General features: G+C 71.8%; 13 protein-coding genes and 1 tRNA gene. 5 read left to right on the top strand and 9 right to left on the bottom strand.

Going from position 1 to position 14,279, the window contains the following annotated elements; translation table 11 throughout:
* Window positions 1–201: 201 nt before the first annotated feature.
* From BM430_RS06120 to BM430_RS35025, 8 genes are all read right to left on the bottom strand, one after another.
* Window positions 202–1,563 (bottom strand): sigma-54-dependent transcriptional regulator FlbD, encoded by a 1,362-nt coding sequence (locus tag BM430_RS06120; RefSeq protein ID WP_093566349.1) that lies wholly within the window; start codon window positions 1,561–1,563, stop codon window positions 202–204.
* Window positions 1,564–1,608: 45 nt separating this feature from the next.
* Window positions 1,609–1,959, bottom strand: a complete 351-nt coding sequence (gene fliN / locus BM430_RS06115) for a flagellar motor switch protein FliN (RefSeq protein ID WP_093566348.1) — start codon at window positions 1,957–1,959, stop codon at window positions 1,609–1,611.
* 43 nt (window positions 1,960–2,002) lie between these two features.
* Window positions 2,003–2,641: a FliH/SctL family protein gene (locus BM430_RS06110; protein WP_093566347.1), complete on the bottom strand. Its 639-nt coding sequence runs from the start codon at window positions 2,639–2,641 to the stop codon at window positions 2,003–2,005.
* 46 nt (window positions 2,642–2,687) lie between these two features.
* Complete coding sequence (gene fliG / locus BM430_RS06105; RefSeq protein WP_093566346.1) at window positions 2,688–3,737, bottom strand: flagellar motor switch protein FliG; 1,050 nt, start codon at window positions 3,735–3,737, stop codon at window positions 2,688–2,690.
* A gap of 58 nt (window positions 3,738–3,795) precedes the next feature.
* A complete protein-coding gene (gene fliF / locus BM430_RS06100) occupies window positions 3,796–5,436 on the bottom strand; it encodes a flagellar basal-body MS-ring/collar protein FliF (protein WP_093566345.1) in 1,641 nt (546 codons plus the stop codon).
* A gap of 531 nt (window positions 5,437–5,967) precedes the next feature.
* A complete protein-coding gene (locus BM430_RS06095) occupies window positions 5,968–6,243 on the bottom strand; it encodes a CtrA inhibitor SciP (protein WP_048436039.1) in 276 nt (91 codons plus the stop codon).
* 112 nt (window positions 6,244–6,355) lie between these two features.
* Window positions 6,356–7,036: a flagellar hook assembly protein FlgD gene (locus BM430_RS06090; protein ID WP_093566344.1), complete on the bottom strand. Its 681-nt coding sequence runs from the start codon at window positions 7,034–7,036 to the stop codon at window positions 6,356–6,358.
* 36 nt (window positions 7,037–7,072) lie between these two features.
* Window positions 7,073–8,374, bottom strand: a complete 1,302-nt coding sequence (locus BM430_RS35025; RefSeq protein WP_244539343.1) for a flagellar hook-length control protein FliK — start codon at window positions 8,372–8,374, stop codon at window positions 7,073–7,075.
* Between the two features lie 262 nt (window positions 8,375–8,636).
* Between BM430_RS35025 and mnmA the strand changes: the two genes are divergently transcribed.
* The 5 genes from mnmA to BM430_RS06060 all read left to right on the top strand — a co-directional run bounded on the left by mnmA (window position 8,637) and on the right by BM430_RS06060 (window position 13,937).
* Window positions 8,637–9,785, top strand: coding sequence for a tRNA 2-thiouridine(34) synthase MnmA (mnmA, locus tag BM430_RS06080; protein WP_093566342.1), 1,149 nt, complete (start codon window positions 8,637–8,639; stop codon window positions 9,783–9,785).
* Between the two features lie 106 nt (window positions 9,786–9,891).
* Entirely contained in the window at window positions 9,892–10,545 is a 654-nt protein-coding gene (locus BM430_RS06075; protein ID WP_093566341.1) for a class I SAM-dependent methyltransferase, read from the top strand.
* Window positions 10,542–11,396, top strand: coding sequence for a TVP38/TMEM64 family protein (locus BM430_RS06070; RefSeq protein ID WP_093566340.1), 855 nt, complete (start codon window positions 10,542–10,544; stop codon window positions 11,394–11,396). The genes BM430_RS06075 and BM430_RS06070 overlap by 4 nt, the downstream gene beginning before the upstream one ends.
* A gap of 162 nt (window positions 11,397–11,558) precedes the next feature.
* Window positions 11,559–12,995, top strand: coding sequence for a sensor histidine kinase (locus BM430_RS06065; RefSeq protein ID WP_093566339.1), 1,437 nt, complete (start codon window positions 11,559–11,561; stop codon window positions 12,993–12,995).
* Window positions 12,996–13,040: 45 nt separating this feature from the next.
* A complete protein-coding gene (locus tag BM430_RS06060) occupies window positions 13,041–13,937 on the top strand; it encodes a LysR substrate-binding domain-containing protein (protein ID WP_093566338.1) in 897 nt (298 codons plus the stop codon).
* A 267-nt stretch (window positions 13,938–14,204) separates the two neighbouring features.
* Here the strand turns inward: BM430_RS06060 and BM430_RS06055 are convergent.
* A tRNA-Gly gene (locus BM430_RS06055) sits at window positions 14,205–14,279 on the bottom strand.

Raw genomic sequence — 14,279 nt, 5'->3', positions numbered from 1 at the left:
TTGGGCGAGCGAAGTGAAGTCCTGAAAATTTTCCTACATTTCCGTCGAGAGACGTCAATCCGGTCTCTCGTGCGGCGAACGGAGACGCGGCCGCGGGGCGGCTTGCATGAGCGCGAGACGCCGTTCGCTGCTGGTTTCCGCACGAAAACGGCGATCGTCTCGACGGGACGCTGCGTCATCGCGCACCGAATCGCCCGCCGGTCAGCCATAGGCGGCCAGCGCCCGGGTGTGGCCGGGCTCGGCCACCGGGATGCCGGCATCGGTGTACTCGTTGAGCTTGTTGCGCAGGGTGCGGATCGAGATGCCGAGGATCCTGGCGGCGTGGGTGCGGTTGCCGAGGCAGTGGTCGAGGGTGTCGAGGATCAGGTCGCGCTCGACCTCGGCGAGCGAGCGGCCGACGAAGGCCCGGGTCGCCGCCTCGGCGGCCTGCACCGCGCGGGCGGCGGGGCTGGCGCCCGCCAGCGCCTCGCCGTCCGGCGAGCGGATCGCGTCGGCGTCGATCTCGGGGCCGCTCGCGAGGAGCACCGCCCGGTGCAGGGTGTTCTCCAGTTCGCGCACGTTGCCGGGCCAGGGGCTCTGGGCGACGAGGCGGCGCGCCTCGGCCGAGAGCGGCCGGGGCGCGATGCCGTTGGCCTCGGCGTATTTGCGCGCGAAATGCCCGGCGAGCTCCATGATGTCCGACGGGCGGTCGCGCAACGGCGGCAGGCGCAGGTGGACGACGTTGAGGCGGTAGAGCAGGTCCTCGCGGAAGGTGCCCTTGCGCGCCTCCTCGGCGAGGTTGCGGTTCGAGGTGGCGAGCACCCGGATGTCGACCTTCACCGGCTGGGTGCCGCCGACCCGGTCGATCACCCGCTCCTGCAGCGCCCGCAGGAGCTTGGCCTGGAGCCGCACGTCCATCTCGGAGATCTCGTCGAGGAGCAGCGTGCCGCCATTGGCCTCCTCGAACCGGCCGATGCGCCGGGCCACCGCCCCGGTGAAGGCACCCTTCTCGTGGCCGAACAGCTCGGATTCGAGCAGCGCGTCGGGGATCGCCGCGCAGTTCACGCTGACGAACGGCTTCGAGGCCCGGTTCGAGCGGGTGTGGACGTAGCGCGCCAGCACCTCCTTGCCGGTGCCGCTCTCGCCGGTGATCAGCACCGAGGCGTCGGAGCGCGCGACCTGCTCGGCGAGCTTGACCACCCGCTCCATCGAGGCGTCGCGCCACACGAAGGCGCGGGCATCCGCCGTCACCGCCTCCAGCACCGCCGCGATCAGCTCGGGATCGGGCGGCAACGGAATATATTCCTTGGCCCCCGCCTGGATCGCCGCCACCGCCGACTTGGCGTCGGTGCCGGTGCCGCAGGCCACCACCGGGGTGCGGATGCGCTCGTCGGCGAGCGCCGTCACCAGGGTGCGGATCGACAGCGACGCCTCGCACATCACGAGGTCGGCGCCCTTGGCGCGCAGCGCGTTGAGGCCCTGCTCGACCCCGTCGGCCTGGGTCACGGCGGCGCCGCGGCTCATCGCGATCCGGGAGGCGGTGACGAGTTCGCCGTTCAGGCGTCCGATGATCAAGAGCCGCATGGCGGGCACTCCGTGAGGCGGTTTTACGGGCGGCGGGGCGAATGATCAGCCGTCGACCTTGACGATCTCGGTCATCGTCACGCCGAGGCGCTCCTCCACCAGCACCACCTCGCCGCGGGCGACGAGGCGGTTGTTCACGAAGATGTCGATCGCCTCGCCGACCTTGCGGTCGAGTTCCAGCACCGTACCGGGGCCGAGGCGCAGGAGGTCGCCGATCGGCATCCGGGACGAGCCGAGCACCGCTGAAACCATCACCGGCACGTCGAAGACCTGCTCGAGATCGGAGGCCGACTTCGCCGCCACCGGCGCGTCGCGCATCGCCGCGGTCACCGTCGTGTCGAAGGCAAGGTCCGCCTCGCTGAGCTGCGGCAGGCCGAGATCGTTGTCGGTGGACATTCGGGTACCTCGTGGGGAAGACGTTGTTGTCCGGGACGGGACGTCAGGCGCTGGGAAGGGCGGCGAGCACGGCGGCCTCGATCGCCGCGCGCTCGCGCACCACGCCGCCATCGGCCCACTCGATGCGGGCGTCGCCCGGCGCCATGCCGGGATCGCCCATCACGATCAGGCGGCCCTCGTAGCCGCGCTCGCGGGCGAGCCGGGCGACCTGCCGCTCGGTCTCCTCGACGAGCGCGTCGTGCACCCGGATCGCCAGGTGCGGCACGCCGCGCAGGTGCTGGAGCGCGCGGCCCGCGGCCTCGGCGATCGCGGCCACCGGCTGGCTGTCGAGGGCGGCGCCGGCGATCTTGCGCCCGAGCGCCACCGCGAAATCGAGGGCCTGGGCCTCGCGCTCGGCGTCGCGGGCATCCGCGCCGGCGATCATGCCGGCGGCGGCGGCCGCGACGCGGTTGAGGGCGTCGGCGAGCCGCGCCTGCACCTGCGCCTCGGCCTGGGCGCGGCCCTCGTGGAGGCCGCGTGCATAGGCCGCCGCCTCGGCCTCGGCCCGGGCGGCCGCCTCCCGGGCGGCGGCCTCGGCCGCGCGGAGCGCCTCCGCCTCGGGGGCGGGCGCCTCCTCGGCCGGCGGCTGGCCGGCAGGCTGGCGGAAATCGGTGTCGAACAGGAAGCGTCGGATCTGCGCCATCAGGCTTTTTCCTTCGCATCGAGCGTGATCGTCCGGCAGGGGCGCATCAGTAGACCAGCTCTTCCTCGGCGCTGTTCTTGGCGATCATGATCTCGCCCTTCTCCGCCAGCTCCTTGGCGAGGTCGGTCATCTTCGCCTGGGCCTCGTCGACATCCTTGAGGCGGATCGGCCCAAGCGATTCCATGTCGTTCTGCATGTTCTTGGCCGAGCGGCTCGACATGTTGGCGAAGAAGTAGGCCCGGACCGGATCCGACGCGCCCTTGAGCGCCCGGGCCAGCACGTCGCGGTCGACGCTGCGCATCAGGGTCTGGACGCTGCCGGCGTCGAGCTTCATCAGGTCGTCGAAGGTGAACATCAGCTGGCGGATCTTCTTCGCCGAGCCGCGATTCGCCTGGTCGAGGGCGGTCAGGAACCGGATCTCGGTCTGCCGGTCGAAGGCGTTGAACACGTCGGCGAGCAGTTCGTGCGCGTCGCGCCGGGTGGTCTGGGCGATGGTCGAGACGAATTCGACCCGGAGGATCTCCTCGATGTGGCGCAGGGCCTCCTTCTGCACCGTCTCCATCCGGAGCATCCGGTTGAGGACGTCGATGGCGAAGTCCTCCGGCAGGATGGTCAGGACCTTGGCGGCGTAGTCCGAGCGCACCCGCGACAGGATCACCGCGACGGTCTGCGGGTACTCGTTGCGCAGGAACGAGGCCAGGATCTCGGGGTCGATCTGGGTCAGGCTGGCCCAGACCCGGCGGGTCGAGGCGCCCTTCACCTCGGCCATGATCACCGCGACCTGCTCGGGCGGGAAGATCTTCAGCAGCAGCGACTCGGTGCGCTCGAAGCTCGAGGTGATGCCGCCGCTCGACGAGAGCCGCGAGACGAAGTCGACGATCAGGTGCTCGACCGCCTCGGCCTCGAGCGAGCCGAGCTGGACCATGGCGTGCGAGACCTTCTTGACCTCGTCCTCCTCCAGCATCCGCCAGATCGGGGCGCCGTCCGCCTCGCCGAGCAGCAGCAGCAGGGCGGCGGCGCGCTGGGTCCCGGGCATCTCGGCGAAGCTCAGGCCCGCAGCCGCGGAGCGGGATGCCGGCATCGAAGTCACGGCCATGGCGTCGGGTTCTCTCGGGCGGGACGGAAACGTGAGGGGTCGGGGCGGGCCGCGTGCGTCAGCGGTCGTTGATCCAGGTGCGCAGCACCTCGACCGTCTCGGTCGGGTTCGACTTCACGATGTCGACGACGCGCTCGATCGTCTCGGCCTGGATCTTGCCGTTGATCTTGGCGAACTCGACCAGGCGCCGGGCCTCGTTCGCGGGCGGGGCGAGCTCGGAGGGGAGCGCGCTCGCGGTCCCGCCCTCGACCGCCATCACCAGGTCGGGCTCGGCGGCGAGGATCGAGACCGGGGCGAGCATCGGCACCTCGGAGGCGACGACCTTCTGCACCAGCGGGCGCACCACCGTCATCATCACCACGAGGCCGAGGAGGAAGAGCACCGACATCTCGGCCACCCGCAGCACGTCCTCCTTGGTCGGCTGGAGCAGCGAGGCGAGGAGGCCCGGCTCCTGCATGTCCGGCACCGCCGGGGCATCGGCGAAGCGCAGGTTCACCACCTCGACCTGGTCGCCCCGGGCCTTGTCGTAGCCGACCGCGGTGCGCACGAGCGCGGTGATGCGCTCCAGTTCCGGCGCCGGCCGGGCCGCGTAGACCGGCTTGCCGTCCGGGCCGGCCGCGTAGGTGCCGTCGATCAGGACCGCCACCGACAGGCGCTTGACCCGGCCGCCGTCGCTCACCTCGGTGCGGGTGACCCGGGAGATCTCGTAGTTCGTGGTCTCCTCGTTCTTGTTCGAGGCCTCGCGCGGACCCTGGTTCTGCTGGCCCTGGGTTGCGCCCGGCAATTCGTTGCCGACGGTGACGCCGGTCTCGTTGCTCTGCGACTGCGAATTCTCGCTGCGGGTCTGGGTCGAGCGCACCACCCGGCTCTCGGGGTCGAAGGTCTCGGAGCGGCTCTCGATCCGGTTGGCGTCGAGCTCGGCCGAGACTTGGACCCGGGCCCTGCCCTGGCCGACGATGCCGGCGACGATCTCCTCGACCTGGTTGCGCAGACGCCGCTCGAGGCCGGTCTGGCGCTCGTCGAGGCCGATCCCCGCTTGCGCCTCGGCGCCGCGGGCGCCGTCGGCGAGCAGCCGCCCGCGCTCGTCGACGATCGAGATCCGCTCGGGCTTCAGTCCCTCGACCGCGGAGGCGACGAGGTGGCGCACCGCCCGGACCTGGCCCGGATCGAGGTCGCCGGCGAGCCGCACCACGATCGCGGCGCTCGGCGCCTCGCGGTCGCGGGAAAACAGCCGCTTCTCGGGCAGGACGAGGTGGACGCGGGCGGCCTGGACCCGGCCGATGGCCCGGATCGAGCGGGCGAGCTCGCCTTCGAGCGCCCGCAGGTGGTTGACGTTCTGGACGAAGCTCGTCGACGAGAAGGCGTCGCCCTTGTCGAAGATCTCGTAGCCGACGCCGCCGGCGCTCGGCAGGCCCTTGGCGGCGAGGTCCATGCGCAGGCGGGCGAGCTCGGCCCGCGGCGCCATGACGGTCTGGCCGGCATCGCCCTTGGTCTCGTAGCGGATGCCCTTGGCGTCGAGGTCGCGCACGACCGCGCCGGCATCCTGCACCGAGAGGTCGGTGTAGAGCACGCCCATCTCGGGCCGCGAGACCCGCAGGATGACGAAGGCGAAGAAACCGATGAGCGCGAGGGTCACCGCACCCATCGCGGCGAGCCGCGCGGGCCCGAGCTTCGCCACCAGATCGAGGACCGGCTTCACGACGTCATGCACCCGCCAACCGGGGCCACGGCGGCCCCAGGGCAAAATTTGCCGAGTCGTGGTTAGGCTTTGGTTAACGGCGCGCAACGGAGTGCGCGCAGGCCCGGGACACCGGCGGCTTCGAGGGGAAGCGGGGTGGACCGGGACGGCAGATCAAACGCTGTCCGGGGAAAAGAATTGGCGCGGGTTTCCCCTCTCCCCGACAGATCCCGAGCTTGCCCGGGATCTGCAATCAAGGGACGAAGTCGGGCAAGCCCGACTTCTCGCGGGGAGAGGGCCGTGTCTCCGTTCAGGAGACACGGCAAGCGGAGGCGAAAGCCGGAGCGAGGGTGAGGGGGTGGTGCCGGAAGAGACTCATCCGGAGACACCCCCTCACCCTCGCGGCGAACCTGCGGTTCGCTGCACGGGCTTGCCGAACCCTCTGGACGAGGGTTCGGCCCTCTCCCCGCCCGCGGGGAGAGGAGAAACCCGCGCCTTATACTCTCCCGGGCAGGCCTGCGGGTGCCGCGTACAAGACGCAGGCACCGCTCCTCACTGCCGATAGTGCTGGATCCGCGTCGTGCGCAGGCCGGCGAGGCCGTGCTGCTCGATCGAATACTGCCAGCTCAGAAATTCCTCGGTGGTCAGCGTGTAACGCTGACACGCCTCTTCAAGGCTCAGGAGCCCGCCGCGCACCGCGGCCACCACTTCGGCCTTGCGCCGGATCACCCATCGGCGCGTGTCGGTCGGCGGAAGGTCCGCGATCGTTAACGGACTTCCGTCTGGCCCGATGACGTACTTCGCCCTCGGGCGATGCGGTTCGGTCATGATACGCTCTACACTCGACTGACCTGTCGAGACCGACGCTAGGCATCCGCGCTTAAGATTGGTTGAATCATTTCCCTCGCATGTGATTCGTAATCCACAGCAATCCACCGAATCAGTTGCCGCCGGTGCCACCGATCGCCTCGACGCTGCTGAGGGCCACGGTGCGGTCGCCGATGGTCAGGACCGGTTCGGCGCCGGTGACGTCGACGCTGGTGATCGCGCCGGAGATCTTGGTGTCGACGGCGACGCTCGATCCGGTGGCGTCGAGGGCCTGGACCTTCAGGGTGTATTTCCCGTCCGCGGCGAGCTGCCCGGTCGAGGCGCGCCCGTCCCAGGTGAAGCTCTGGCTGCCGGCGGGCAGGGCCTTGGTCTGGGTGGCGACGACGTTGCCCTTGGCGTCCGTGATGGTCATCACCGCCTTGGCGGCGGCGCGCGCGGGGTTGAGCGTCCAGGTCGCGGCGCCCTCGGCCAGCGAGGTCGTGGCGCCGTCCGCCGTCACGGTCTTGCCGATCAGCCCCGAGGCGGTCGCGGCCGCCGACGCCTTGCTGGCCGTGATCAGGCTGCCGAGCTGGTCGTTGGTCTTGAGCTGCTGCTCGACCGAGGCGAACTGCACCAGCTGCTGGGTGAACTGGTTGGTGTCGAGGGGATCGAGCGGGTTCTGGTTCTGCAGCTGCGTCGTCAGCAAGGTCAGGAACTGGTTGAAGTTCCCGGCGATCGTGCTGGCGTCGCTCCCGGTCTTGGCTCCGGTGCTGGCGGTGGAGAGGCTGGTCAGGCTGCTGATGCCGGCGGTCATCGAGGCCTCGCGGGTTCGGGATTCATCGGGGAGTCGTCAGATTCGAAGGTCGAGGCCGAGGCGCTGGCCGAGGTTGCGCAGGGGCGGCAGGCCCTGCGCCTCGGCCTCCGCCGCGACCGGCGTCGCGTGCTCAGGCGCCGGCCGGCCGGCCTGGTCGCGCTGCGGGTTCTGGCCGCCGCCGTCGCGCAAGGAGAAGCTCAGGCCCGCCTCGCCGGGATCGAGCCCGGCCTGGGAGAGCGCCTGCTGCAGGCTGGCGGCGTCGCGCTGGAGCAGCGCCAGGGTCTCGGGCCGCTCGACCACGAGATGCGCCTTCACGGCGCCGTGCTGGCGGTCGATGTCGAGGCGGACGTCGATGCGGCCGAGCTCGTAGGGATCGAGGCGGATCTCGAAGCGGTTCGAGCCGGCGAGCGCCCGCATCCCGATCGTCAGCGGGACCGCACTCAAGGGAGCCTGGACCGAGACCGCCGGGCGGGTCTCGGCGGCGGCCGGCGCCGCGGCGTCGGCGCCCTTCGCCTGCGGCGCGGGCGCCGAGGGATCGGGGGCGGCCAGGCCGTCGGGCGCGGCCGCCGCGCCGCCGTCCTGCGCCGCGTCCTTGGAGCCGCCCGCCTTCGAGGCCTCGGCCATGAGCGCGGCGATCCGCGGATCGGCGGGCGTCGCCGCCGGCTGGATGGCGGCGGCATCGGCGCCCGGATCGGCCGATGCCGCGCCGGGCGCGGCGGCGGTGCCGGGTGCGGGCGCCGTCGGGGCCGGGGCGGCCAGTGCCACCGGGATCAGCGTCGGGGTTCCATCGGGGGCGTCGCCCTCCGTCGCCGGCTCGTCGCCGTCATCGGCCTCCGCGGTCTCGCCGGCCGCGGCGCGGACGGCCTCGGCCTGCGCCGCGTCGGGATCCGCCGCCGGTGACGTCGCGCCGGTCGCGGCGACAGACTTCGCGGCGACGTCCTTCCTCACCCCATCATCGGCTGCCGCGTCCCGGGTCGCCTTGTCCCTGACGGCTCTGTCCTTGGCGGCCTTGTCCTTCGCGACCACGTCCTTGCGGCGCGCGGCGGTATCGGCCGCGTCGTCGGCGCGGTCCCGCCGGGACCGGGCCTCGGAGGCGTCGTCGGCCTGCCTCGCCCCGGCCTGCTTTGCTTCAGCGGACTTGGCCTCGTTGCGCGTGTCGGCGGACTTCGCCTCGGCGCCGGGCCGCGCCGGGGCGTCGGCCTCCCGCGGGGTCGTGCGGACGGTCCGTGCGGCCTCCCGTTCGCCCAGGCGAAACGGCTCGTGCGCGACGGCCCTCACCGGCCGGGCCGGCTCGCGCCCCGCAACCCGTCCCCCCTCACCCGCTCCGCTGATCTGCATCGCCGACCTCCTGGATCCCGGCAGAGCAAGCCCCCTGCCAGTCCGGACGGACATGCAAGCCGTTGATCCAGCGAGATGATTTTCCGAAGGCGATCGGCATGGCCGTGCCGCCCGGTCGAAATCTGCCGGGGCCCCGGCAAGAACTTCCCTGCGGGCCACGCGTCGCCCCGCCCTGGCAGAATGCCGGTCGGATCGCTATAGACTCCGCGTGCGGCGCCGGGATCGATCCCGGGGGCCGCGATGCGTCATCTCTCGCACGGTCATGAACTCGCTCGATCTGCACAAGGCCCCGGAGGACACCCGCGTCGTGGTGGCGATGTCCGGGGGCGTCGATTCCTCGGTCGTCGCCGCGCTCCTGAAGCGCGAGGGCTACGACGTGGTCGGGATCACGCTGCAGCTCTACGACCACGGCGCGGCCACCCACCGCCGCGGCGCCTGCTGCGCCGGCCAGGACATCCACGACGCCCGCCGCGCCGCGGAGACCATCGGCATCCCGCACTACGTGCTCGATTACGAGGACCGGTTCCGCGAGGCGGTGATCGACCGCTTCGCCGACAGCTATCTCCAGGGCGAGACGCCGATCCCCTGCGTCGAGTGCAACCGCTCGATCAAGTTCCGCGACCTGCTCACCACCGCCCAGGACCTCGGCGCCGACGTGCTGGCGACCGGCCACTACGTCGCGAGCCGGGCGCTGCCGGGCGGCGGCCGGGCGCTCCACCGCGCCCTCGATCCGGCGCGGGACCAGAGCTACTTCCTGTATGCGACCACGAGCGAACAGCTCGACCTCCTGCGCTTCCCCCTCGGCGAGCGGCCGAAGGACGAGACCCGGGCCCTCGCCAAGGCCTTCGGCCTGTCGGTCGCGGACAAGCCCGACAGCCAGGACATCTGCTTCGTGCCGCAGGGCCGCTACCAGGACGTGATCGCGCGCCTGCGGCCCGATGCGGTGCGCCCGGGCGAGATCGTCCATCTCGACGGCCGCCGGCTCGGCCGGCACGACGGCATCATCGGCTTCACGGTCGGCCAGCGCCGCGGCCTGAACGTGGCGGCGGGCGAGCCGCTCTACGTCGTGCGCCTCGAGCCCGGCGAGGCCCGGGTCGTGGTCGGCCCGCGCGAGGCGCTCGCCACCTCGGTGATCCGGCTGGCCGACCCGAACTGGCTCGGCGACGCGCCGCTCTCGGCCGCGCGCGACCTGCCCGTCGCGGTGCGGGTGCGCTCGACCCGCGAGCCGCGCCCCGCCCAGCTCACCTGGAACCCGGACACGGATTCCGCCGAGATCACGCTCGCGACCCCCGAGGACGGGGTGTCGCCGGGCCAGGCCTGCGTCATCTATGCCGATGACGGGCCCCGCGCGCGGGTGCTGGGGGGCGGCACCATCCGGCGGGTCGAGGCGGAGCGCCTGGCGGCGGCCTGACACGAACCACCCGATGCGATTTTCCGAAGCTTTCTTCGGGAAATCGTATCACACCCTCGCGCGTTGCCGCCCCGCGCGACGACTTATCCTCGGAGACGATACGGACATGCTGAGCGAGCCGCGAGAGGCGGGGCCCACCACCGCCTTGATGCGCAAGGCCTATGCGCGCTGGGCGCCGGTCTACGACGTGGTCTACGACAAGCTCACCGAGCCGGCGGCGCGGGACGCGGTCGAGGCGGCTCTGGTCGGGGGCAAGCGGATCCTGGAGGCCGGCGTCGGCACCGGCCTGTCCCTCGGCTACTATCCGAAGGATGCCGAGGTCTACGGCGTCGACCTGTCCGAGGACATGCTGAAGCGCGCCAACCGCAAGGTGGCGCGGCGCGGCCTCACCCACGTCAAGGGCCTCCAGGTCATGGATGTCTGCCGCCTCGGCTATGCCGACGCGAGCTTCGACGCGGTGGTGGCGCAGTTCCTCATCACCCTGGTGCCGGACCCGGAAGGCGCCCTCGACGAGTTCCTGCGGGTGGTGCGGCCCGGCGGCATGATCGTGCTCGCCAACCATTTCGGCCAGGATGCCGGCACCGTCGCCAAGGTCGAGGAGATCGTGGCGCCGCTCTGCGAGAAGATCGGCTGGAGCTCGGCCTTCAAGGCCGCCCGGATCGAGGCCTGGGCCAGGAGCCGCGGCGTGACCTTCATCGGCGTGCGCCCGACCTTCCCGGGCGGGTTCTTCAAGATCCTGCGCATGCAGAAGCCCGGGTGAGCGCGCTGACCCGGCCGCAAGATCCCCCGCAAGATCCCCTGACGCGAGAGCCCGCGCCCGACCCGGCGCCGGCCGCCGGCCCGGAGGCCGTGGCGGCGCCGGCCTGGCGCGGCTGGCTGCGGGTGCTGCCGCTCGTCGCCCTGGTGGCCCTGTCGATCGGGCTCCTCGTCGGCGGCTTCACCCGCTGGTTCAGCCTCGACCAGCTCCTCGCCTCCCGGGCCTTCGCCAAGGCCTGGGTCGCGGAGGGGTTCTGGCGCGCCTATGCAACCGCCTACCTCGCCTATGTCGGCACGGTGATCGTGTCGCTGCCGGTCTCGGTGGTGATGACGACCCTGTGCGGCTTCCTGTTCGGGCCGGTCGCCGGGGCGCTGGTGTCGATCTCGGCCGCCACGACTGGCGCCGTCATTGTATTCTCGATCGGCCGCACCGCGGCGGGCGAGGTGCTGCTGCGGCGCGCCGGCTCGCGGCTCGGCCGGCTCGCGGAGGGGTTTCGCCGCGACGCCTTCTCCTACGTGATGGTCTTGCGCCTCCTGCCGGTCTTCCCGTTCTGGATGACCAACCTCGCGCCGGCGATCTTCGGCGTGCGCCTGCGGACCTTCGCGCTCGCGACCCTGATCGGCATCAGCCCCGGCGCCTTCATCTACGCCTCGGCGGGGGCCGGGGTGGAGACCATCGTGGCGGCCCACCAGGCGGCGAAGGAAGCCTGCGTGGTCGCCGGGGGCATCGCCTGCGACGCCGCCCTGTCGCTGCGGGCCCTCGTCACGCCGCAACTCATCGCCACCCTCGTCGGCCTCGGCGTGCTGGCGCTGCTGCCGGTCGCTTGGCGGCGCTGGCGCGGCCGTCCCGGCTGAGCACCAGGAGGACCGCGCACAATTCTCTTGCCGGCGACTTGATCTTCGACAATTTGGGAATAGCTTCCCCGCCGGCCCCGTGCGAGGGATCGGGGCGGAGCAAGTGTGTTAGTGTCCGGCCTGCGTGCGTGCGGGAGTCGGGCGAGCGGGGACGTCGAGACCGTGCATTGGGCCGATGACGCGGCGAGCCAGGGTGGCATCCGGCGTCTCGCCGGGCGGATCGGCCTGTCCGGCCGCCTGCTGCTGCTCACGGTGGTGTTCGTCCTCATCGCCGAGGTGCTGATCTACGTGCCGAGCGTCGCGAGCTACCGGCGCTCCTGGCTCTCCGACCGGGTCGCCGCCGCCCAGGTCGCCGCCCTGGTGCTCGACGCTGCGCCTCAGAGCCGCGTCTCGGACGACCTCGCCCGGCGCCTGCTGATGGGCGTCGGCGCCCAGGCCATCGCCCTCAAGGCCGGCGGCGCGCGGCGCCTCCTCAACCTCACGCCGATGCCGCCGGAAGTCGGCGAGACCGTCGACCTGCGCGAGGCCGGCTGGCTGGACAGCATCCGCGGCGCCTGGCGCACCCTGACGCGGAGCGATCCCCTGCCCATCCGGGTCGTCGGCCACGGCATGGACGGCGTCGATTTTGTCGAGCTGGTCCTCGATCCGGCGCCGTTGCGCCGGGCGATGGTCGCCTTCTCGGGACGGATCCTCGTCGCTTCGCTGGCGATCTCCGGCATCACCGCCGGCCTCGTCTTCCTGGTGCTGCAACTCTCGATCGTGCGGCCGGTGCGGCGGCTGGCGCGCAACATCGCGACCTTCGCGGAGGATCCGGAGGATCTGTCGCGGCGGATCAACCCGTCCTGGCGCAGCGACGAGATCGGCGCCGCCGAGACGGCCCTCGCCCGGATGGAGACCATCCTGTCGGACGAGCTGCGCCAGAAGCGGCGGCTGGCCGATCTCGGCCTCTCGGTGAGCAAGATCAACCACGAGCTGCGCAACCTGCTCACCACCGCGCAACTCCTGGTCGACCGGCTCGAGCATGTCAGCGATCCGGGAGTGCAGCGGGTGGCTCCCCGCCTCGTCGCGACGCTCGGCCGGGCGATCCGCTACTGCGAGGGCACCCTCGCCTATGGCCGCGCCGCCGAGCGCCCGCCCGAGCGCCGGATGACCCCGCTGCGGCCGATCCTGCGCGACGCCCTCGACCTCGCCGGGCTGGCGCCGGGCGCCGCCGTCACCATCGAGGACCGCACGCCGGAGGGGTTGAGCGTCGATGCCGATCCCGACCAGCTGTCGCGGGTGCTGGTCAACCTGGTGCGCAACGCCGTCCAGGCGATCGGCCTCGCCGGGGCCGGCGAGGGCGCGCCACTGGTCACGATCGAGGCCGAGCGTACGGGTGCCGCCGTCACGATCCTCGTCGCCGACAACGGCCCCGGCCTGCCAGAGCGGGCCCGGGCCCACCTGTTCGAGGCGTTCCAGGGCTCGGGCCGCTCCGGCGGCACCGGGCTCGGCCTCGCCATCGCGGCCGAGCTGGTGCGGCTCAACGGGGGAACCCTGAGCCTCGACGAGACCCGTTCCGGAGCGCGCTTCCGCATCCTGCTGACCGACCGCGACGGCTGAACGGAGCGGTTGCCAAGGTGCGCGCCGACGCCCCATCGTAGCGTCATGTCCCTGCGCGTCCCCCTCTCCGCCGTGCGCTCCTTCGAGGCGGCGGCGCGCCGCCGCTCGTTCAAGGACGCGGCGGCGGAGCTGAACCTCACCGCGAGCGCCGTCAGCCATGCCATCCGCAAGATGGAGGCGTCGCTCGGCGTCACCCTGTTCGAGCGCCAGGGCCAGGGCGTCGTGCCGACCGCTGCCGGCGAGGCGCTGCTGGAGCACGTCAGCCGCGCCTTCGACGAACTGCATCGCGGCCTCGACCTCGTCGCCGCGCAGGGCCCTCAGCTGCTGCGCCTGCATTGCGCGCCGAGCCTCGCGGCGCAGTGGTTGACGCCGCGCCTCGCCCGGTTCCTCGCCGCCCATCCGGGTTTCGAGGTGCGGCTCGCCGCCGGCATGGACTATGCCCGCTTCGTCGGCGACGAGTTCGACGCCGACCTCGTCTACGGCCCGCCCCGGGGCGAGGGGCTGGTGGCGGTGCCGCTCTGCACCGAGACGGTGACCCCGCTCTGCGACCCCGCTCGCGCCGCCCGCATCCGCAGGCCGGAAGACCTCCTCGACCAGGTGCTGATCCAGAGCGACAACAAGCAGGTGCGCTGGCCGCTCTGGTTCGCCCGCAACGGCCTGCCGGCCCCCCGCCCCCTCGGGGTGCGGTTCGACCGCAGCTTCCTCGCCATCGCGGCCGCCGCCGACGGGCTCGGGGTCGCGCTCGAATCGACGCTGCTCGCCGAGCGCGAGATCGCCAGCGGCCGCCTCGTGGCGCCGCTCCGCGGCCTGGCGCAGGACGTGACCTATGTCGGCCACTACCTCGTCTACCCGGCGACCACCCGCCGGCGGGCGCCTTTACGAGTCTTCGCCCGCTGGCTGGCGCAGGAGATGGGTCTGGTGCTGCCGGAGGATCTGGCGTGAGGAGATGTCCGAGGGGCAGTCCCGGTACTGACATCCTCCATCGTCATCCCGGGTTCTCGCTTGCAGCGAGCCACTGGATGACGTCGAGAGGTATCGATGGGCGCGCCGGATCGATCGGCGTGAAGCGTGTTCGACTGAGCCGGATTAGGGTACCGCGATTTCGATTGAGATGACGTATCGCCCATGACGCTCGGTCGACGATGCGTTCTTCTCACTCGAAGAACGAGGCCGACTCAGGCTGCATCGAATTTGATTCAGAGGACAAAATGGAGCGGGCGAAGGGATTCGAACCCTCGACCCCAACCTTGGCAAGGTTGTGCTCTACCCCTGAGCTACACCCGC

The sequence above is a fragment of the Methylobacterium sp. 174MFSha1.1 genome, from assembly GCF_900116815.1.
GTDB lineage: Bacteria > Pseudomonadota > Alphaproteobacteria > Rhizobiales > Beijerinckiaceae > Methylobacterium.
Note: the sequence above shows the minus strand (reverse complement) of the source record. Positions and strands in the feature narration are given on the sequence as shown.